At 68.3% G+C, this 19304-nt stretch carries 22 protein-coding genes; 16 read left to right on the top strand and 6 right to left on the bottom strand.

Annotated elements, in window-relative coordinates:
• The first annotated feature begins 3 nt into the window (after positions 1–3).
• Positions 4–939, top strand: coding sequence for a RimK family alpha-L-glutamate ligase (locus ACJH6H_RS08730; RefSeq protein WP_406774678.1), 936 nt, complete (start codon positions 4–6; stop codon positions 937–939).
• 2 nt (positions 940–941) lie between these two features.
• Positions 942–1409, top strand: a complete 468-nt coding sequence (locus ACJH6H_RS08725; RefSeq protein ID WP_406774677.1) for a hypothetical protein — start codon at positions 942–944, stop codon at positions 1407–1409.
• A gap of 149 nt (positions 1410–1558) precedes the next feature.
• Here the strand turns inward: ACJH6H_RS08725 and ACJH6H_RS08720 are convergent, their stop codons facing one another.
• Together ACJH6H_RS08720 and ACJH6H_RS08715 are read right to left on the bottom strand one after the other, a co-directional pair.
• On the bottom strand, positions 1559–2473 hold the full coding sequence (locus ACJH6H_RS08720) for a heme A synthase (protein WP_207548009.1): 915 nt from the start codon (positions 2471–2473) through the stop codon (positions 1559–1561).
• A 20-nt stretch (positions 2474–2493) separates the two neighbouring features.
• Positions 2494–3072, bottom strand: coding sequence for a TetR/AcrR family transcriptional regulator (locus ACJH6H_RS08715; protein ID WP_318984572.1), 579 nt, complete (start codon positions 3070–3072; stop codon positions 2494–2496).
• Positions 3073–3158: 86 nt separating this feature from the next.
• Here ACJH6H_RS08715 and ACJH6H_RS08710 point away from each other — a divergent pair, with 86 nt between their 5' ends.
• A complete protein-coding gene (locus tag ACJH6H_RS08710; RefSeq protein ID WP_318984573.1) occupies positions 3159–3767 on the top strand; it encodes a hypothetical protein in 609 nt (202 codons plus the stop codon).
• Here the strand turns inward: ACJH6H_RS08710 and ACJH6H_RS08705 are convergent.
• Genes ACJH6H_RS08705 through mptB form a run of 3 tightly spaced genes read right to left on the bottom strand, consistent with a single transcriptional unit; the run spans position 3760 to position 7144 of the window.
• Positions 3760–4542 carry an ABC transporter permease gene (locus ACJH6H_RS08705; RefSeq protein WP_406774676.1) on the bottom strand — a complete coding sequence of 261 codons (783 nt, stop codon included), beginning with the start codon at positions 4540–4542 and terminating at the stop codon, positions 3760–3762. The two genes, ACJH6H_RS08710 and ACJH6H_RS08705, sit on opposite strands and share 8 nt — an antisense overlap.
• The gene (locus ACJH6H_RS08700) at positions 4539–5474 is read right to left on the bottom strand and encodes an ABC transporter ATP-binding protein (RefSeq protein ID WP_406774745.1); all 936 of its coding nucleotides are present in this window, start codon (positions 5472–5474) and stop codon (positions 4539–4541) included. The genes ACJH6H_RS08705 and ACJH6H_RS08700 overlap by 4 nt, the downstream gene beginning before the upstream one ends.
• The gene (mptB, locus tag ACJH6H_RS08695) at positions 5465–7144 is read right to left on the bottom strand and encodes a polyprenol phosphomannose-dependent alpha 1,6 mannosyltransferase MptB (protein WP_406774675.1); all 1680 of its coding nucleotides are present in this window, start codon (positions 7142–7144) and stop codon (positions 5465–5467) included. The genes ACJH6H_RS08700 and mptB overlap by 10 nt, the downstream gene beginning before the upstream one ends.
• A gap of 97 nt (positions 7145–7241) precedes the next feature.
• On the opposite strand from mptB, the gene ACJH6H_RS08690 reads away from it, so the two are divergent.
• From ACJH6H_RS08690 to ACJH6H_RS08660, 7 genes are read left to right on the top strand one after another with little or no spacing between them, the layout of a single operon-like run.
• On the top strand, positions 7242–7991 hold the full coding sequence (locus ACJH6H_RS08690) for a metalloregulator ArsR/SmtB family transcription factor (RefSeq protein WP_318984577.1): 750 nt from the start codon (positions 7242–7244) through the stop codon (positions 7989–7991).
• Positions 7988–9415 (top strand): Fe-S cluster assembly protein SufB, encoded by a 1428-nt coding sequence (gene sufB, locus ACJH6H_RS08685; RefSeq protein ID WP_318984578.1) that lies wholly within the window; start codon positions 7988–7990, stop codon positions 9413–9415. Before ACJH6H_RS08690 ends, sufB begins: the two co-directional genes overlap by 4 nt.
• Positions 9415–10596, top strand: coding sequence for a Fe-S cluster assembly protein SufD (sufD, locus tag ACJH6H_RS08680; RefSeq protein WP_406774674.1), 1182 nt, complete (start codon positions 9415–9417; stop codon positions 10594–10596). The genes sufB and sufD overlap by 1 nt, the downstream gene beginning before the upstream one ends.
• Positions 10593–11363 (top strand): Fe-S cluster assembly ATPase SufC, encoded by a 771-nt coding sequence (sufC, locus tag ACJH6H_RS08675; RefSeq protein ID WP_406774673.1) that lies wholly within the window; start codon positions 10593–10595, stop codon positions 11361–11363. The genes sufD and sufC overlap by 4 nt, the downstream gene beginning before the upstream one ends.
• 5 nt (positions 11364–11368) lie before the next feature.
• Positions 11369–12613, top strand: coding sequence for a cysteine desulfurase (locus ACJH6H_RS08670; protein WP_406774672.1), 1245 nt, complete (start codon positions 11369–11371; stop codon positions 12611–12613).
• The gene (gene sufU, locus ACJH6H_RS08665) at positions 12610–13098 is read left to right on the top strand and encodes a Fe-S cluster assembly sulfur transfer protein SufU (RefSeq protein WP_318984581.1); all 489 of its coding nucleotides are present in this window, start codon (positions 12610–12612) and stop codon (positions 13096–13098) included. Before ACJH6H_RS08670 ends, sufU begins: the two co-directional genes overlap by 4 nt.
• A complete protein-coding gene (locus ACJH6H_RS08660; protein WP_406774671.1) occupies positions 13095–13469 on the top strand; it encodes a metal-sulfur cluster assembly factor in 375 nt (124 codons plus the stop codon). Before sufU ends, ACJH6H_RS08660 begins: the two co-directional genes overlap by 4 nt.
• 15 nt (positions 13470–13484) lie before the next feature.
• On the opposite strand, the gene ACJH6H_RS08655 is transcribed toward ACJH6H_RS08660, so the two are convergent.
• On the bottom strand, positions 13485–13970 hold the full coding sequence (locus tag ACJH6H_RS08655; RefSeq protein WP_406774670.1) for a hypothetical protein: 486 nt from the start codon (positions 13968–13970) through the stop codon (positions 13485–13487).
• Between the two features lie 190 nt (positions 13971–14160).
• On the opposite strand from ACJH6H_RS08655, the gene ACJH6H_RS08650 reads away from it, so the two are divergent.
• From ACJH6H_RS08650 to ACJH6H_RS08625, 6 genes are all read left to right on the top strand, one after another.
• A complete protein-coding gene (locus ACJH6H_RS08650) occupies positions 14161–14847 on the top strand; it encodes a heme peroxidase (protein WP_406774669.1) in 687 nt (228 codons plus the stop codon).
• A 69-nt stretch (positions 14848–14916) separates the two neighbouring features.
• The gene (locus tag ACJH6H_RS08645) at positions 14917–16017 is read left to right on the top strand and encodes an NADH:flavin oxidoreductase (protein WP_406774668.1); all 1101 of its coding nucleotides are present in this window, start codon (positions 14917–14919) and stop codon (positions 16015–16017) included.
• A 65-nt stretch (positions 16018–16082) separates the two neighbouring features.
• Positions 16083–16448, top strand: a complete 366-nt coding sequence (gene trxA / locus ACJH6H_RS08640) for a thioredoxin (RefSeq protein WP_318984587.1) — start codon at positions 16083–16085, stop codon at positions 16446–16448.
• A gap of 36 nt (positions 16449–16484) precedes the next feature.
• Entirely contained in the window at positions 16485–17315 is an 831-nt protein-coding gene (locus tag ACJH6H_RS08635; protein ID WP_406774667.1) for an enoyl-CoA hydratase, read from the top strand.
• Positions 17316–17355: 40 nt separating this feature from the next.
• Positions 17356–18981 (top strand): ABC-F family ATP-binding cassette domain-containing protein, encoded by a 1626-nt coding sequence (locus ACJH6H_RS08630; RefSeq protein ID WP_406774666.1) that lies wholly within the window; start codon positions 17356–17358, stop codon positions 18979–18981.
• 96 nt (positions 18982–19077) lie between these two features.
• Positions 19078–19272 (top strand): helix-turn-helix domain-containing protein, encoded by a 195-nt coding sequence (locus ACJH6H_RS08625; protein ID WP_029105025.1) that lies wholly within the window; start codon positions 19078–19080, stop codon positions 19270–19272.
• The last annotated feature ends 32 nt before the right edge of the window (positions 19273–19304 follow it).

Below are 19304 nucleotides of genomic sequence, written 5' to 3'. Positions count from 1 at the left end.
AACGTGAAACTCGCGCGGCCCGATATCCGTCATCCACGCATCGTTTTGGCAGGTTGCCGGGCTCTCGTCGAAGGCGACGGAGACGACGACGGGTTGGTCAAGGCGTTGCGGGACCGCGGTTTGCATGCGCAGTGGCTGGCCTGGGACGACCCGGCCACACTGCAGGCCGATCTCGTGATCCTGCGGGCCACGTGGGACTACACCGAGCGGCACGACGAATTCCTGGCCTGGACCACGAAGGTGCGCAATCTGCTGAACGCGCCCGGGGTGGTGGCGTGGAACAGCGACAAGCGTTACCTGGCGGACTTGGCGGCGGCCGGCGTGCCGACGGTGCCCAGCGGTTTCTTCGCGCCGGGTGAGTCGGTGACGGTGCCCAGCGGTCAAATCGTGGTCAAACCCGCGGTGGGTGCGGGTTCGGTTGGGGCGCAACGATTCACCGATGCCGCCGCGGCCGCCGCGCATGCTGCCGCGCTCCAGGCCGATGGCCGCACGGCGCTGATCCAGCCGTATGACGAGCGTATCGAGGCAGGGGAGACCGCCCTGGTGTTCCTGGCCGGCAAGCAGTCGCACGCGTTCATCAAGGGGCCGATGTTGCCGCCGCCCGGTGGCAGTGTGGAGATGCACGAATCCGGCACGTACGCCGAGGAACAGCTACAGCCGGCCGACCCGGATTTCGAACTGTGGGACGTCGGCTACGCGACGCTGGCCGCTGCGGCCGCGCATCTCGGGATCGAGCCGGAGGAGTTCCTGTACGCGCGGGTGGACGTCATCGGCGATCACCGGGACCCGCGGTTGCTCGAGCTGGAACTCGTCGAACCGGGCCTGGGCTGGCGGCAGCTGGCCGAGTCCGAACGCGCTGTGGCGCAACGGCAATTCGCCGTCGGCGTCGAGTGGGCCCTGGAGCGGCTCGGGCTCGGTCCGCTGTCGGGCCGGGGGTAACCGTGTCTGACGAGTTTTATGACGGAATCGGCGACTACCGGAGACTGGCCCGAGAAATCGGGGAGGGCGTTGCGGCCGTCGCCAATGCCGTTCCTCACCACGGGCGAGTGTTCTGGAAGCTGACGGAGGCAGACAGCGGTTCACTCGCTTGGCTCGCGTTCACCCGGCCAGATGCGCGCTCGACGCTGGACCGGCGCAAGGTGTGGACGTTGATCCCGCGGCTTCAGGTTTTCCTGGCCAACTGGTTCGTGATCGTCGGCCGTGAACGCACCGATCAGAGTGAGTGGGTGCACAAGGTCATCGACGTCGATGAGGCGCGCGAAATCGCGCCGTTGGTACCGCAGCCGTCAGCCGAGGACATGAAGCGGATCACCCGGCCCCAAGCGGTGCTGACCCTGGATGACATCGACCGACACACGGTGACGACGGTGCTGGGCAAGAGAGCCGCTGCGGCGCTGAAAATCCGCTGACAAAGATCGGTTGGGCTGAGATCCCTGACGTCAATCTGCGGCGGCATATCGCTACTTTGACTCAAGTCTGGGATCGATTTCGGCATCGCGGCGTCCCTGGTTGCAATCTGTGACGGGATGCCGCAGACCCGACTGAAGCCAGGGACTCGCTACGCGGATGTCCGCACTCGCATCGACGCCCACAGCGCCGCCGTGGCCGCGGTGCAGGCGCCGGCGCCCGCGACGTGGATGGCGACCAGAACGGCGGGGACGCCGGTGTAGAACTGGACCGCGCCGACGGCGCCCTGCGCGAGCACCAGCCCGGCCAGCACCGCCAGCCGCAGCAGTACGGGCTTGGGGGCGCGCACCGCGAGCAGTGCGAAGCCCAGGCCGATGACGAAGCTGAGGTAGGCCACCAGCAGCGACGAGTGCAGGTGCGCCAGATCGGTGATCTCGACCTGCAGGCGCTTGACCGGTTGCAAGGCGCTCTTGTCGCCGGCATGTGGTCCGGCGCCGGTCACCAAGGTCCCGGTGACGAGCACCGCGGACAGGGTGACGGCGGTCAGTGCGGTGAACCAGCGCAGCGGCTGCGGCACGACGAGTTCCTCGGTGCCCGAGTCGGGTTCGCCGATCTTGACGTAGAGCAGCACGGCCAGCCAGACCATCACCATCGACACCAGCAGGTGGACGGCGACCGTCCACCACAGCAGCCCGGTGCGGACCGTGATGCCGCCGATGACCGCCTGCACCACAGTCGACGCCGGCATCAGCCAGGCATAGACCTGCACCTCGCGGCGGCGGCCGGCACGGATGACGGCGAGCACCGCCAGGGCGGCCGTCAGCACGACGCCGAACGTGAACATGCGGTTGGTGAATTCGACGGCCTGATGCACGACGGGCACTTCGGCGTGCGGCACCGGCACGAAGCTGCCGGGGAAGCACTGCGGCCACGTCGGGCAGCCCAGTCCGGATGCGGTGACGCGGACGATGGCCCCGGTGACGGCGATGCCGCCCTGGGTCAGGATGACGAGGAACGCGATGAGCCGCTGGACCCGAAGCGAGGGGATGGGCAGCTTGTCGAGCACGGTCTGATCGTAGGCCAGCGCTAACTACGTGGCGTAGTAGGGGCGACGAACGGCACCAGCACCTGGTCGACGAGGTCGACGACCAGCTCGTCGGTGATGGGATCGCCGGTGATGAGCAGCCGGTGCCAGAGCACGCTCTGGCCGAGCTCGCGGGCGATCTCGACGGGGACGTCGGGACGGACGTCGCCGCGGGCGACGCCACGGGCCAGCAGGTCGGCCATCTCCGCCTTGCGCCACCCGATCACGTCGTCCCGGAATGCCGCGGCGAGTTCGTCATCCCCGGTCATGGCCGCGACCACCGCGCGCATGGTGGCGGCCTGTGGTCCGGTGAACATCGCGGCCCAGCCGCGCAGCACCGCCAGCATGTCGCCGCGGTAGCTGCCGGTGTCGGTGTGTGGGATCGCTGCTTTCGCGTTGCGCAGCAAGGTGTCTCGCAGCAGTGCGGCGCCGTCGGGCCAGCGCCGGTACAGCACGGGCTTGCTGGTGCGCGCCGCGGCGGCGACGGCCTCCATCGTCACTCCGGCGGGTCCCTGCTCGGTGAGCAGTGTCATGACCGCGGCGCGGATCGCCGCGTCGAGCTCGTCGCCGCGTCGTCGCATCGGGCCTCCTTGAAGAAACGCTTGCGTATCTTAACTGACGAGCCTAGCGTCTTGATCAAGAAACGGAACCGTATCTTGGAGGAGCTATGAGCCGACCGATCCTGTATCCGCTGCGGTCCGTCGACACCGCAACCGTCCGGTACTTCGACGCACCCCACGGCCGTCGTCGGGTCACCATCGAGCACCGGCCGCTACCTGGAGTGACGCCGCCGATGCTCCTCGACTGGTTCACGCACCTCGGCGGCACCATGCGCTACGGGGATCAGGTCATCGACCGGTACCTGGCGTGGCACCCTGTCGACCACATCCGGTGGGAACTGGCGCGCCCGGCGCCGACCGGCGGCGCGGCCGAAGGCGCGCGATTCCGCATCGTCGAGGCGTTCGGCGGGCGGCCCGAATATCGCGTCGACGTGGTGGACCGCGTCGAGAAGCTCGACGAGACCGGCATCCGGCTCGTGCAACGGGTGGCCGGCGTGATCGTGTTCAGCCTCGAGCACACCTGGTCGGCAGGGGCCGAAGGAGCGCACTACGTCAGCGTGCTCGATGTCGGCGCGCGATCGGCGTTCATGACGCCCGTCAACCGCCTGCTGGGCCGCCGGTTTCCCGACGACATGGTGCGGGCGTGGGTCAAACACAACATCGAAGAGGTCGGTCAGCTGGAATTCCTGCTGCCGCAGTTGCTGCCCGTCAGCTGAACCGGAACCAGCGCATCGCGGCCAGCGCGGCGAGCACTCCCCACACGGCCAGCACCGCGATGCCGAACCAGTCCACCGACAGCGTCATCGCCTGGGTGAGGGACTCGGTCAGCGCACCCGACGGCGTCAGCCGGGCCACCCAGCGCAGCGCCTCGGGGACGACGCGGTGCTCGATGGTCAGGGCGCCGAGGCCGGCCAGGATGAACCACAGCAGGTTCGCGAGGGCCAGCACGATCTCGGCCTTCAGCGTCCCGCCGAGCAGCAGACCCAGCGCCGCGAACGAGGCCGTGCCGAGCGCGATGACGAGCGCGCCGAGCAGCAGGCTCAGCGGGCTCGGCCGCCAGCCCAGCGCAATGCCGATGCCGCCCAACAGGATCGACTGTAGGAACACCGTCGTGATGACCGCCAGCGACTTGCCGGCGATGATGCCCCACACCGGCAGCGCGGTGGCGCCGAGGCGCTTGAGCGCGCCGTAGCGCCGATCGAACGCGACGGCGATGGCCTGTCCGGTGAACGCCGTCGAGATGACCGCCAGCGCCATGATCGGCGGGGTGAACGTCCCCGGCCGGTGGTCCCCCAGGGAGCCCAGCGGCAGCAGCGTGAGCCCGACCAGCAGCGTGATCGGGATGAACATGGTCAGCAGCAGCTGCTCGCCGTTACGCAGCAGCAGTTTGAGCTCCAGGCCGTACTGTGCCGCCAGCATGGCGGGGATACCCGCGGGCCGCGGGTCCGGGGTGAACGTCCCCGGTGCGAACCGATTGGTCTCGGTACTCACGACCGCAGCTCCCGTCCGGTCAGGTCGAGGAACACGTCCTCGAGGCTGCGCTGCTCGACGCGCATGTCGGTGGCCAGCACGTTCAGGCGGGCGGCCCATGCGGTGACGGTCGCCAGCACCTGTGGGTCGATGTGCCCTTCCACCAGGTACTCGCCGGCGCCGGCTTCGGTGGCGCGGTAGCCCTCCGGCAGCGCCGAGATCAGCAGCGAAAGGTCCAATTTGGGCGGGGCCGAGAAGCGCAACTGGTTCTCGGCGCCGCCGCGCGTCAGGTCGGCGGGAGTGCCCGCGGCGACGGCCGCGCCGTGGTCGATGATGACGATCCGGTCGGCCAGTTCCTCGGCCTCGGTGAGCTGATGCGTGGTCAGTACGACGGTGACACCGTCGCGGCGCAGGCCTTCGATCAACTCCCACACCACGATCCGGGCGTGGGCGTCCATGCCGGCGGTCGGCTCGTCGAGGAACACCAGCTCGGGCCGTCCGACGATGGCGCAGGCCAGCGCCAGGCGCTGCTGTTGCCCGCCGGACAGCCGGCGGTAGGTGGTGCGGGCGGCCTCCGTCAGACCGAGGGTGTCCAGCAGCCATTGCGGGTCGAGCGGGTTCGCCGAATACGCCGCGACCAGGTTCAGCATCTCGCCGGCCTTGGCGGCGGGGTAGCCGCCGCCGCCCTGCAGCATCACGCCGATGCGGGCGCGCAGCTTGGCGTTGTCGGCCGTCGGGTCCAGGCCCAGGATCGAGATGCTGCCGGAGTCGGGCTTGTTGAAGCCTTCACACATCTCGACAGTGGTGGTCTTGCCGGCCCCGTTGGGTCCGAGCAGGGCCAGCACCTCGGCGCGCTGCACCTCCAGATCCAGGTTGTTCACGGCCTGGATATCGCCGTAGCGCTTGCTGACGCCGCGCAGCAATACGGGCGTCTCACCGGAACTCACGGGGATTCAGCGTAAGCGTCGGACCTGGCAGCGCCGCTACCAGGGGCGTCACCGTTGTCTGATTCCGGCAATCCGCGCCAGGGCAGGCTGTTGCGCGTCAGGGCGATCAGCAGCAGCACGATGACGGTGCTGGCCAGCGTGGCGTCGAGGATCTGGAAGAGCGCGAACCGGTCACCGTTGGCCGTCGGGCCGAAGACGCCGACGACGAACGTCACCACGATGGTGGTGCCACGGAAGCCCGGCCGGGTCGCCCAGCAGGCCAGCGGGATGATCGCCCAGAGCAGGTACCAGGGCTGCACGACGGGGAACAGCAGCACCGTCGCGCCCATGGCGACGCCGAGGCCGCCGAGCGGGTGGAGCCGTCCCCGCAGCACCGACAGCAGCAGCCAGCTGACCAGCACGCCGATGACGAAGACGCCGATCCCACGGGTCAGTCCGAGGACCGCGGTGGTGTGGTCGCCCAGGCCCAGCAGGATGCCGACCTGTCCCGTGCCGAGCGCGACGAGTGTCGGCGGCGACATCCAGGACCGCACCACGTTCGCGGTGCCGAGGGTGAACAGCCAGCCGAAGCCCAGGCCGCTGGCCCAGCCGATGAGCGCCATGACCGCCAGCGCGACGGTGCCCAGCGGCACACAGGCCTGGAAGAAGGCCTTGACCGTCCCGCCCAGCCGGCGCGCGAGGGCCATCGCCACGAAACCCAGCGCGAGCAGGGAGGGCAGCTTGATCTGCGATGACATGGCGATGAGCACCGTGCCGGTCAGCAGCATCGCCAGCGGCCACCACGCGGACCAGTCCTCCCGGTGCCGTGGCCAGTGCAGTGGTCGGGGGATGAGGGGACGGCCGGAATCGATGCCGCGCATGGCGAATTCGGTGCCGGCGAGCATCAGGCCGAGCATCGGGGCTTCGTTGTGGATGCCCGCGATGAGGTGCATGAAGAGCAGGGGATTACACGGTCCCAGCCACAGCGCGCTGACCTCGGCGACACCGCAGCGACGGGCCAGACGTGGCGTTGCCCACACCGTGGCCGCGACACCGAGCAGCACGACCAGCCGGTGGGAGAGCACGCCGGCGACGATGTTGTCGCCGGTGAGCTCGGAGATGCCGCGCCCGATCCACAGGAACAGCGGTCCGTAGGGCGCCGGTGTCTCGCGCCAGAGGCTCGGCACCGTCAGGGTGAACACGTGGCCGAGCCCGAGACCGGTCGCCGGGCCGACACGGTAGGGGTCCAGCCCGATGCTCGCTATCTGGCTCTGCGCCAGATAGGAGTAGACGTCCTTGCTGTACATCGGCGGCGCGATCAGCAGCGGCAGCGCCCACAGCAGCAGTGTCTGGTCCAGCTGGCTACGCGACATCCGGCGTTTGCCCAGCGTGTAGCGGCCCAGCATCAGCCACGCCAGCGCCATCATGACGGCGCCGGTGGTGGTCATGGTCAGTGAGACGGTCTGGATGCGCGACGGCAGGTTCAGCAGGCGCACGCCGAACGTCGGGTCCTGCACGACGGGCCGGGCGCCGGCGCCGAGCGCGCCGATGGCCATGAGTACGGTTCCGGTGGCGCCGAATCGCCGGGTCCGGCGCAGGGATGCGACCTCGGACGCGTTCAGGGGCGAGCCGACGGACGGTTCGTCGGCGTGCCAATGCGCGACGGCCGTGCTCAGGTGCTGAAGGCGGTCGGGCATCAGAGCAGATTAGCCGTAGGCCTGTTCGGCCCCCGCCAACTCGGTGATAAGGGTTACCTTCCTAGATTCGGGTTCTGAATTCCGTCACAATGGTGTTGTGAAATTACCGTCCGGAGCTCCCGAAGCTGTCGGCACCGCGACCGCGGTGGCGTCGGCGACGGCTGTTTCCGATGGTCACACCCGTTCGGCCATCGTGCAGTTGCTGCTGGAAGGCGCGGTCACCGCGACCCAGATCGGCGAGCAGCTCGGCATCTCCGCCGCTGGTGTGCGGCGTCATCTCGACGCTCTCATCGAGGCCGGCGACGCCGAGTCCAGTGCCGCGGCCGCATGGCAGCACAACGGGCGTGGTCGTCCCGCCAAGCGCTACCGGCTGACCGCCGCCGGGCGCGCCAAGCTCGGCCACACCTACGACGACCTCGCCGCGGCCGCCATGCGCCAGCTGCGCGAAATCGGCGGTGACGACGCCATCCGCACCTTCGCGCGTCGTCGTATCGACTCGATCCTGTCCGGCGTGACCGCCACCGACGATGTCACCGACACCGCGGACCAGGTGGCCGCGGCGCTGACCAAGGCCGGTTACGCCACCACGACAACCCCGGTGACGGGGCCGATCGGCGGGGTGCAGATCTGCCAGCACCACTGCCCGGTCTCGCACGTCGCCGAGGAGTTCCCCGAACTGTGCGACGCCGAGCGTGAAGCGTTCGCCGAGGTCCTCGGCACGCACGTCCAGCGCCTGGCCACCATCGTCAACGGCGACTGTGCATGTACGACGCACGTTCCCGTCATCCCCGAGAACGCAGTCCACTCGATCCACCCCGCGACCCAAGAAGAAGGAGTGTCGCAATGACGACCACCCCGGAACAGCTGACCCAGGAGGAGACCATTGCCTCCCTGGGCACGTACGGCTACGGCTGGGCAGACAGTGATGCCGCAGGCGCCGCCGCGACCCGTGGGTTGAACGAGGCTGTCGTCCGCGACATCTCGTCGAAGAAGAACGAGCCGGAGTGGATGCTCGACTTCCGGCTCAAGGCGCTGCACATCTTCGACAAGAAGCCGATGCCGCGCTGGGGCAGTGACCTCGAGGGCATCGACTTCGACAACATCAAGTACTTCGTGCGGTCCACCGAGAAGCAGGCCGCGTCCTGGGAGGACCTGCCCGAGGACATCAAGAACACCTACGACCGCCTGGGCATCCCGGAGGCCGAGAAGCAGCGCCTGGTCGCCGGTGTCGCCGCACAGTACGAGTCCGAGGTCGTGTACCACCAGATCCGCGAGGACCTCGAGGCGCAGGGCGTCATCTTCCTGGACACCGACTCGGGCCTGCGCGAGCACCCGGACCTGTTCAAGCAGTACTTCGGCACCGTGATCCCGGCCGGTGACAACAAGTTCTCCGCGCTGAACTCGGCCGTGTGGTCGGGTGGCTCGTTCATCTACGTGCCGCCGGGCGTGCACGTCGACATCCCGCTGCAGGCCTACTTCCGCATCAACACCGAGAACATGGGCCAGTTCGAGCGGACGCTGATCATCGCCGACGAAGGCTCCTACGTGCACTACGTGGAGGGTTGTACCGCGCCGATCTACAAGTCGGACTCGCTGCACTCGGCCGTCGTCGAGATCGTGGTGAAACCCGGTGCGCGCGTTCGGTACACGACCATCCAGAACTGGTCGAACAACGTCTACAACCTGGTCACCAAGCGGGCCCGCGCCGAGGCCGGCGCGACCATGGAGTGGATCGACGGCAACATCGGTTCCAAGGTCACCATGAAGTACCCGGCGGTCTGGATGACCGGCGAGCACGCCAAGGGCGAGGTGCTCTCGGTGGCGTTCGCGGGCGAAGGCCAGCACCAGGACACCGGCGCCAAGATGGTGCACCTGGCGCCGAACACGTCGAGCAACATCGTGTCCAAGTCGGTGGCCCGCGGTGGCGGCCGCTCGTCGTACCGTGGCCTGATCCAGGTCAACAAGGGCGCGCACGGCTCCAAGTCGAGCGTGAAATGCGATGCGCTGCTTGTCGACAACGTGAGCCGCTCGGACACCTACCCGTACGTCGACATCCGTGAGGACGACGTCACGATGGGTCACGAGGCCACGGTCTCGAAGGTCAGCGAGGACCAGATGTTCTATCTGATGAGCCGCGGCCTGACCGAGGACGAGGCCATGGCGATGGTGGTGCGCGGCTTCGTCGAGCCCATCGCCAAGGAACTGCCAATGGAATACGCGCTCGAGCTCAACCGGCTGATCGAGCTGCAGATGGAAGGTGCTGTCGGCTAGTGAGTTCGAATCTGACTGAGGCGACGGAAGGCATCGTCGCCAACAAGGGTGAGCTGTTCACGTCCTACGACGTCAACGCTTTCGAGGTCCCGGGCGGCCGTGACGAGCTGTGGCGGTTCACGCCGCTGAAGCGTCTGCACGGCCTGCACGACGGCTCCGCTGTCGCCACCGGCGCTGCGCGCGTCGAGGTTTCGGAGCGCGACGGTGTCACCGTCGAGACCGTCGGCCGCGACGACGAGCGCCTGGGCCAGGGCGGCGTGCCCGCGGACCGCGTTGCCGCGCAGGCATATTCGTCGTTCACCGAGGCGACCATCGTGTCGGTCGGTCGCGACGTCCAGGTCGCCGAGCCCATCGAGATCGCCATCGCCGGCCCCGGTGAGGGCAAGACCGCGTACGGCCACCTGCAGCTGCGGGTCGCCGAGCTCGGCGAGGCCGTCGTGGTCATCGACCAGAGCGGCAGCGGAACCTACGCCGACAACATCGAATTCGTCGTCGGTGACGCGGCGCGGCTGACCGTCGTGTCGATCGCCGACTGGGCCGACGACGCGGTGAACGTCAGCACCCACCACGCCACGCTGGGCAAGGACGCCGTGCTGCGGCACGTCGCCGTCACGCTCGGCGGTGACGTCGTGCGGCTGACCTCGCGGACCCGTTACCTGGGCCCCGGCGGTGACGCCGAGATGCTCGGCCTGTACTTCGCCGACGAGGGTCAGCACTTCGAGTCGCGCCTGCTGGTCGACCACGCGGTGCCCAACTGCCGCTCGAACGTGCTGTACAAGGGTGCGCTGCAAGGGGATCCGGACTCGAAGAAGGCCGACGCCCACACCGTGTGGATCGGCGACGTGCTGATCCGGGCCGCGGCCACCGGCACCGACACCTTCGAGGTGAACCGCAACCTGGTGCTCACCGACGGTGCCCGCGCCGACTCGGTGCCCAACCTCGAGATCGAGACCGGCGAGATCGTCGGCGCCGGACACGCCAGTGCCACCGGACGTTTCGACGACGAGCAGCTGTTCTACCTGCAGGCCCGCGGCATTCCCGAGGACCAGGCCCGCCGCCTGGTGGTCCGGGGCTTCTTCGGCGAGATCATCCAGAAGATCGCCGTGCCGGAAGTCCGCGAACGCCTCACCGCCGCCATCGAACACGAACTTGAACTGACTGAAGGACGCAACAACTCATGACCACACTGGAAATCAAGGACCTGCACGTCTCGGTCACCACGCCGGACGGCGCCGATGTGCCGATCCTCAAGGGCGTCAACCTGACGGTGAAGTCGGGCGAGACCCACGCGGTCATGGGCCCCAACGGTTCTGGCAAGTCGACGCTGTCGTACGCCATCGCCGGCCACCCCAAGTACACCGTCACCTCGGGCTCCATCACCCTGGACGGCGAGGACGTGCTGGAGATGAGCGTCGACGAGCGTGCGCGCGCCGGCCTCTTCCTGGCCATGCAGTACCCCGTCGAGGTGCCCGGCGTCTCGATGTCGAACTTCCTGCGCACCGCGGCGACCGCGGTCCGTGGCGAGGCCCCCAAGCTGCGCCACTGGGTCAAAGAGGTCAAGACCGCCATGTCGGAGCTGGACATCGACCCGGCGTTCGGCGAGCGCAGCGTCAACGAGGGCTTCTCCGGTGGTGAGAAGAAGCGCCACGAAATCCTGCAGCTGGGCCTGCTGAAGCCGAAGATCGCCATCCTCGACGAGACCGACTCGGGCCTGGACGTCGACGCACTGCGCGTCGTGTCCGAGGGCGTCAACCGGTACGCCGAGGCCGAGCACGGCGGCGTCCTGCTGATCACGCACTACACCCGCATCCTGCGCTACATCCGTCCGCAGTTCGTGCACGTCTTCTTCGACGGCCGCATCATCACCTCCGGTGGTCCGGAGCTGGCCGACGAGCTCGAAGAGAACGGCTACGAGCGCTACACGCAGGCCGCGGCCGCCGGAGCCTGATTCCCATGACAGCGTCAGTCGACCTCGACCTGACCAGGATCAGGGCCGACTTCCCGATCCTGAGTCGGGTGATGCGCGGCGGAAACACGTTGGCGTACCTGGATTCCGGGGCCACGTCGCAGAAGCCGCTGCAGGTGCTCGATGCCGAGCGGGAGTTCCTGACCACCTCCAACGGCGCGGTGCACCGCGGTGCGCACCAGCTGATGGAGGAGTCGACCGACGCCTACGAACAGGGCCGTGCCGACATCGCGGCGTTCGTCGGTGCCGACGACGACGAGCTCGTCTTCACCAAGAACGCCACCGAGGCCCTGAACCTGGTGTCGTATGCGGTGGGGGACAACCGGTTCGACCGCGTGGTCGGGCCGGGGGACGTCATCGTCACCACGGAGCTGGAGCACCACGCCAACCTGATCCCGTGGCAGGAGCTGGCCCGCCGGACCGGCGCGGAACTGCGCTGGTATTCGGTGACCGATGACGGCCGCATCGACCTCGATTCGCTGCAGCTCGATGACCGGGTGAAAGTGGTTGCCTTCACCCATCATTCGAACGTCACGGGTGCCGTCGCGCCGGTCGCGGAGATCGTGCGTCGGGCCAAGGCTGTCGGTGCGCTGACGGTGCTGGACGCCTGCCAGTCGGTGCCGCACCAGCCCGTCGACTTCCACGCGCTCGACGTCGACTTCGCGGCCTTCTCTGGTCACAAGATGTTGGGGCCCACCGGGATCGGTGTGCTGTACGGGCGCCGTGCGCTGCTCAACGCGCTGCCGCCGTTCCTCACGGGCGGATCCATGATCGAGACCGTCACGATGGAGTCGGCGACCTATGCGGCCGCGCCGCAGCGCTTCGAGGCCGGTACGCCGATGACGTCGCAGGTGGTCGGATTGGCCGCTGCCGCACGGTATCTCGATGCCATCGGGATGGCCGCTGTCGAGGCGCACGAAGCCGAGCTGGTGGCCGCCACGTTGGATGGGCTGACCCAGATTCCGCAGGTGCGGATCATCGGGCCGACCACCACCGAGCATCGCGGGTCTCCGGTGAGCTTCGTGCTCGACGGTGTACATGCCCACGACGTCGGCCAGATTCTGGATGACGAGGGCATCGCGGTCCGGGTTGGGCATCACTGCGCGGCGCCACTGCACCGGCGGTTCGGTATCGCCGCGACGGCCCGGGCGTCGTTCGCCGTCTACAACACGCTCGACGAGGTGGACCGGCTGGTCGCGGGCGTCAAACGCGCTGTGGAGTTCTTTGCATGAGAATGGAACAGATGTACCAGGAAGTGATCCTGGACCACTACAAGCACCCGCATCACCGCGGGCTGCGTGAGCCGTTCGGCGCGCAGGTGCACCACGTCAACCCGACGTGTGGTGACGAGGTGACGCTGCGGGTGACACTGTCCGACGACGGCGAGACCATCGCCGACATCTCGTACGACGGCCAGGGCTGCTCGATCAGCCAGGCGTCGACGTCGGTGCTCACCGATCAGGTGATCGGCCAGACCGTGGACGAAGCGCTCAAGACCGTCGGCGCGTTCACCGAGATGATTTCCTCCCGCGGCAACGTCGAGGGGGACGAAGATGTGTTGGGTGACGGCATCGCGTTCGCCGGTGTCGCCAAGTACCCGGCACGCGTGAAATGCGCGCTGCTGGGCTGGACCGCGTTCAAAGCCGCGCTCGCCGAGGCGAGCGCCAAAGACACGGCGCTGGCATCCGCCGGCGCAATTGCGGAGGACAAGCGATGACTGAAGGCACACCCGAAGCCGCCACCGCGGCCAACGTGGTCGACGACCCCGAACTGCTCGACGCCGTCGAGGAGGCCATGCGCGACGTCGTCGACCCTGAGCTCGGCATCAACGTCGTCGACCTCGGGCTCGTCTACGGCATGACCCTCGAAGAGGGCGACGAAGGCACCGTCGTGAAGCTGGACATGACGCTGACGTCGGCCGCCTGTCCGTTGACCGACGTGATCGAGGACCAGTCCCGGACCGCCCTGGTCGGCGCCGGCCTGGTCAGCGACCTCAAGCTGAACTGGGTGTGGAACCCGCCGTGGGGCCCGGACAAGATCACCGACGACGGTCGCGAACAGCTCCGGGCTCTGGGCTTCACCGTCTGATTCCGCGGCGCGCACTCACTGCCGCAGTTCGATGACGTTGGCGGACAACGTGCCGCCGAACGCCTCCAACGTGCCGGTGTTGCAGCCACCCTTGATGCCGGTGGCGCTGACACTCAGCTCGTGGCCACCGGCCGTCTTGGTGTAGGCCGGCGGAGCGGTGACCGTGCTGCCGGGCCGCGCGATGGCCGGGGCAGCGATCTGGCGACCATCGAGATAGAAGCGCACGACGATGTCCGAACAGCCGTTGGCGTCGTTGTTGAACGATGCCAGCACCTTCTCGGCGATGTGGGCGTCGAAATGGATCGACGGCCGGGCATTGCAGTCCTGACCGTTCGGCGGCGAACAGTAGCCCCTCACGTACTCCTCGACCACGTCGGCGGCGGCAGGTGGCGCCCACGCGACGCCCGCCGTGCCGAAGGCGCCGATCAACGTGAATGCCATGCTGCCGCAACGCCGGATGAATACACCGTCGAACATGTCGGCCCCTTCCAGTCGGCTCATGACATCGACGCTAGGGCCGCGAGACTGCCGGGCAAATAAGGGGATTCCCTACATATCCACGCTTGGGAAGTCGTCGGCCCTGTGGATAACTCCCGATTCCGACACCTGCACGCGGCGTTCTTGTCGGAGCCCTTCTCTAGCTTCCAGCGCAACAGGACCACACCGGTCCGTTGCGACAGGAGGCAACACGATGAACGCTGACATCGAACGACTGCGGGCCGCGTGCGAACGCGATCTCGGGGACCCGGCCGGCTGGCCGACGCCCGTCGGCTATCCGAATTCATTGGCGCTCTGCATCATTGACGCGATCTATGCACCGGGCGCCCGGCACCTCACCGTCGACACCATCGTCGAGCGGTACCGCAGTTACCGGGCCGGGCAAGGCGGTGACGCCGACACCGACGGCGCAGCCGAACTGCTCGCCAATGTCGAGGCACTGGGTGGTCCGGAGCAGTGGGCCGCCCAGATCGGTAACCGGCGGCCGACGTCCACGAGGAAAGACGCACCGCTGCGATCGGTGGCGCTGACACAAGTGGCGCAGGCCTTCGTCGCACTGGGGATCGGCACCACCGAGGACCTACGGGTCGTCGCCGCGGACCCGGAGCGGGCGAAGGCGGCCAAGCGGGCGTGGTGCGCGGTGCCCGGGCAACGGTCGGGCTTCACCTGGCGCTTCCTGCTGATGCTGGCGGAACTGCCGGGCACCGATCCGACGGTCGCGGGATACGTCGCGCGCGAGGTTGCTGATGGCGGCCCGGTCGACACGGCAGGGCTCCTCGCCGCAGTCGCGGACGCGGCCGGCTGGCACGCCGACGCGCTGCACCAGGCGATCTGGCGGTTCGAAGCCCGCCGCGCACAGGACTTGCCGTCGTCGGCCTGACGGCCGATGAGTGACCGCCAGCCGGGCGCCGCCGGAATCGGTTGAGCCGGCGCGGTGTTGCATAGGCTCATGACCGTCGATGCATCTGGACTCTTCGCCCCACTGGCCCTGCGGAACCTGACCGTGCCCAACCGGTTCGCGATGGCACCCATGACCAGGCAGGCGTCGCCCGGAGGTGTCCCGGGGCCCGACGTGGCGGAGTACTACGCGCGTCGGGCCGCCGGCGGCGTGGGCCTGATCATCACCGAAGGCGTGCGGGTGGGTGACCCGTCGGCAGCCGGCTCGCCGGACATCCCGACGCTCGTGGGCGCCGAGGCGCTCGACGGCTGGCGCAACGTCACGAGCGCGGTGCACCGCCACGGCGCGACCATCGCCGCCCAGCTGTGGCACCAGGGCGCCGAGCGTGGCGACCGCGACGGGGTGGCACCGGTCAGTCCGTCGGGCGTCAACGGCCACGGCGAGCAGATCGGGCGCGCGCTGGATGCCGACGAGCTCCCCGCCGTCGCGCAGTGGTTCGCCGAGGCGGCCCGCAACGCCAAGGAGGTCGGCTTCGACGCCGTCGAGCTGCATGGTGCCCACGGCTACCTGCTCGACCAATTCCTGTGGACCAGAACGAATCTGCGCACCGACGAGTACGGCGGTTCGGTCCAGAACCGCACGCGGTTCCCCGCCGAGGTGGTTGCCGCGGTGCGGGCCGCAGTCGGCCCGGACTACCCGATCATCTACCGCTTCTCGCAGTGGAAGGGCACCGACTACAACGCGACGCTCGTCGACGACCCGATTCAGTTGCAGGAACTGCTGGCGCCGTTGGTCGATGCCGGTGTCGATGCGCTGCATCCGTCGACGCGCCGCCACTATGTGCCGGCCTTCCCCGACGCCGACCCCGCGCTGACGCTGGCCGGCTGGACCAAGAAGGTCACCGGGACGCCCGTCATCACGGTCGGTTCGGTCGGCCTGCAGACCGCATTCCGGTCCGAGAAGCCGGGCCAGGTCATCGAGCCGGGGCCGGTGGATCAGCTGGTGGAGCAGTTCGACGCGGGTGAGTTCGACATGGTCGCGATCGGCCGGGCCCTGCTGGCCGACCCCGGTTGGGTCAACCGCCTGCGCAGCGGAACCCTGGACGGGTTCAATGGCTACGACGCGGCCACTGCGCTGGCGCGATTGAGCTGACCAGACCAGGATTGAGCCGACCAGATACCGGGAACAAGCAGGTACACCGCAATGTTGGGAGAAGCGTGAGCACCAAGGACATCACCGCCGCCGAATTCAACGGCATCATCAGCGACAACGACATCGTGCTGGTGGACTTCTGGGCGTCATGGTGCGGGCCGTGCCGGGCGTTCGCCCCGACGTTCACCGCATCGTCGGACAAGCACCCCGACGTCTTCCACGCCAAGGTCGACACCGAGGCCGAGCAGGCGCTGGCCTCCGCCGCCGAGATCCAGGCCATCCCGACCCTGATGGCGTTCAAGAAGGGCCAGCTCGTGTTCCGGCACTCGGGCATGCTGGCGGCCAACCAGCTCGACGAGGTCATCAGCCAGATCAAGGAATTCGACATCGACGCCGCGATGGCGGAAAAGGGTGACGCCACCGACGCCTAGCACTGCCGGCGGGTGTGACATTGCGCACCCGCTAGCGTGCAGGACGTGAGCGAACAGAACCCACTGGTAGTCGTCGACCGTCCGCGCCCCGGCGTCGCACTGGTCACCCTCAACCGCCCCGAGCGGATGAACTCCATGGCCTTCGACGTCATGGTCCCGCTCAAGGCGGCGCTCGACGAGATCACCAACGACAACGACGTGCGCGCTGTCGTCCTGACCGGGGCCGGCCGTGGGTTCTCCTCCGGCGCCGACCACAAGTCGGCGGGCGCGGTGCCGCACGTCGCGGGGCTGACCCGGCCGACGTTCGCGTTGCGCTCCATGGAAGTGCTCGACGACGTCATCCTCGCCCTGCGTAAGCTGCATCAACCCGTCATCGCGGCCGTCAACGGGGCAGCGATCGGCGGCGGCCTGTGCCTGGCGCTGGCGTGCGACATCCGTGTCGCCGGCGAAGGTGCCTACTTCCGGGCCGCGGGCATCAACAACGGTCTGACGGCCAGCGAACTGGGCCTGTCCTATCTGCTGCCGCGGGCCATCGGCACGTCGCGGGCGTTCGAGGTGATGCTCACCGGCCGGGATATCGACTCGGCGGAGGCCGAGCGGATCGGTCTGGTGTCGCGGACCGTCGCCGACGATCAGCTCCTGCAAACCTGCTTCGACATGGCCGAGCGCATCGGTTCGTTCTCCCGCCCGGGAATTGAATTGACCAAGCGGACTCTCTGGAGTGGACTGGACGCCGGTAGTCTGGAGAGCCATATGCAGGCCGAAGGCCTGGGTCAGCTCTTCATCCGACTGCTCACCGCCAACTTCGAAGAGGCGGTTGCCGCGCGCGCCGAGAAACGACCCGCGGTCTTCACAGACGACAAATAAGCCGGCCCGGAGCGCCCGGCACACCTAAGGAGGCAGCAGCGTGATCACCGCAACGGACCTGGAGGTCCGCGCCGGAGCGCGCACGCTGCTGTCCTTCGAAGGTTCCGTGCTGCGCATCCAGCCGGGCGACCGCATCGGTCTGGTCGGCCGCAACGGTGCCGGCAAGACCACGACGCTGCGCATCCTGGCCGGCGAAGGCCAGCCCTACGCGGGAACGGTCGAGCGGATCGGTGAAATCGGTTACCTGCCGCAAGATCCGAAGGAAGGCGATCTGGACGTCCTGGCCCGCGACCGGGTGCTCTCGGCCCGCGGCCTGGACACGCTGCTGGCCGACCTGGAGAAGCAGCAGGCCATCATGGCCGAGGTCGTCGACGACGCTGCCCGCGACAAGGCGGTGCGTCGCTACGGTGTTCTGGAGGAACGGTTTTCGGCCCTCGGTGGGTACGCCGCCGAGAGTGACGCCGGCCGCATCTGCGCCAGCCTGGGCCTGCCCGACCGGGTGCTGACGCAGCCGCTGCGCACCCTGTCCGGTGGACAGCGCCGCCGTATCGAACTGGCCCGCATCCTGTTCGCGGCGTCCGAGGGCTCCGGCTCCAACACCACGCTCCTGCTCGACGAGCCGACCAACCACCTCGACGCCGACTCCATCGGCTGGCTGCGCACGTTCCTGCAGAGCCACACCGGGGGCCTCGTGGTGATCAGCCACGACGTCGAACTGCTCGCCGACGTGGTGAACCGGGTGTGGTTCCTCGACGCCGTGCGCGGCGAGGCCGACGTCTACAACATGGGCTGGCAGAAGTACCTCGATGCCCGCGCGACCGACGAGCAGCGCCGCCGCCGCGAGCGCGCGAACGCCGAGAAGAAGGCCAGCGCGTTGCGCGCGCAGGCCGCCAAGATGGGCGCGAAGGCCACGAAAGCTGTTGCGGCACAGAACATGTTGCGCCGTGCCGAGCGCATGATCGCCGAGCTCGACGCCGAGCGGGTGGCCGACAAGGTCGCCAAGATCAAGTTCCCGACGCCGGCGCCGTGCGGCAAGACCCCGCTGATCGTCAAGGGCCTGACCAAGACCTACGGCTCGCTGGAGATCTTCACCGGCGTCGACCTCGCGATCGACCGGGGTTCGCGCGTCGTCGTCCTGGGCCTCAACGGTGCCGGTAAGACGACGCTGCTGCGCCTGCTGGCCGGTGTCGAGAAGCCCGACGCCGGCGGTATCGAACCCGGCTACGGCCTCAAGATCGGTTATTTCGCGCAGGAGCACGACACCCTCGACAACGCGGCGACGGTGTGGGAGAACATCCGGCACGCCGCCCCGGACACCGGCGAGCAGGATCTGCGTGGCCTGTTGGGCGCGTTCATGTTCACCGGCCCGCAGCTGGATCAGCCGGCCGGGACGCTGTCCGGCGGTGAGAAGACCCGACTGGCCCTGGCCGGTCTGGTCGCCTCGACCGCCAACGTGCTGCTGCTCGACGAGCCGACCAACAACCTCGACCCGGCGTCGCGCGAGCAGGTGCTCGACGCGCTGCGCAGTTACGCCGGTTCGGTGGTGCTCGTGACGCACGACCCGGGCGCGGCCGAGGCGCTCAACCCGCAGCGCGTGCTGCTGCTGCCGGACGCCACCGAGGACTTCTGGTCGGACACCTACCGCGATCTCATCGAATTGGCCTGACCTGATTCACCGAATCGCCCGCGCCGAGCGACTGCGGTTCTTACGCTGATTCCCGTCAGCCCGGTATACCGCCGGGGGAGAGTCAGGGGACCGGCGATGAGGCAATCCAAGGCATCTCGCGACCAGATGATGACCCAGCTGCGTAACGCCTACGAGAGCGGCGCCAGTATCAGGTCATTGGTGGCCACGTCCGGAAAATCCTATGGGTCGGTGCACAGCATGCTGGTGCAGTCCGGCGCGGTCATGCGCAGCCGCGGCGGCCCGAATCACCGCAGCCGCAAGATCGCCTGAACCCCGCTGCGGCCCAGCCGCTTTCGCAGCGC

The sequence above is a fragment of the Mycobacterium sp. SMC-21 genome, assembly GCF_045310825.1.
Lineage (GTDB): Bacteria > Actinomycetota > Actinomycetes > Mycobacteriales > Mycobacteriaceae > Mycobacterium.
The sequence above is the reverse complement of the archived record's forward strand: the minus strand, read 5'-3'. Positions and strand labels throughout refer to the sequence as shown.

What these genes read in the sequence shown, in the direction of transcription:
- ACJH6H_RS08650 (WP_406774669.1), top strand. Translation starts at nt 14,161, where the DNA reads ATGAACGCTGACATCGAACGACTGCGGGCCGCGTGCGAACGCGATCTC.
- ACJH6H_RS08715 (WP_318984572.1), bottom strand. Translation starts at nt 3,072, where the DNA reads ATGCGACGACGCGGCGACGAGCTCGACGCGGCGATCCGCGCCGCGGTC.
- sufC (WP_406774673.1), top strand. Translation starts at nt 10,593, where the DNA reads ATGACCACACTGGAAATCAAGGACCTGCACGTCTCGGTCACCACGCCG.
- ACJH6H_RS08625 (WP_029105025.1), top strand. Translation starts at nt 19,078, where the DNA reads ATGAGGCAATCCAAGGCATCTCGCGACCAGATGATGACCCAGCTGCGT.
- ACJH6H_RS08645 (WP_406774668.1), top strand. Translation starts at nt 14,917, where the DNA reads ATGACCGTCGATGCATCTGGACTCTTCGCCCCACTGGCCCTGCGGAAC.
- ACJH6H_RS08660 (WP_406774671.1), top strand. Translation starts at nt 13,095, where the DNA reads ATGACTGAAGGCACACCCGAAGCCGCCACCGCGGCCAACGTGGTCGAC.
- sufB (WP_318984578.1), top strand. Translation starts at nt 7,988, where the DNA reads ATGACGACCACCCCGGAACAGCTGACCCAGGAGGAGACCATTGCCTCC.
- ACJH6H_RS08655 (WP_406774670.1), bottom strand. Translation starts at nt 13,970, where the DNA reads ATGAGCCGACTGGAAGGGGCCGACATGTTCGACGGTGTATTCATCCGG.
- ACJH6H_RS08710 (WP_318984573.1), top strand. Translation starts at nt 3,159, where the DNA reads ATGAGCCGACCGATCCTGTATCCGCTGCGGTCCGTCGACACCGCAACC.
- sufU (WP_318984581.1), top strand. Translation starts at nt 12,610, where the DNA reads ATGAGAATGGAACAGATGTACCAGGAAGTGATCCTGGACCACTACAAG.
- ACJH6H_RS08670 (WP_406774672.1), top strand. Translation starts at nt 11,369, where the DNA reads ATGACAGCGTCAGTCGACCTCGACCTGACCAGGATCAGGGCCGACTTC.
- mptB (WP_406774675.1), bottom strand. Translation starts at nt 7,144, where the DNA reads ATGCCCGACCGCCTTCAGCACCTGAGCACGGCCGTCGCGCATTGGCAC.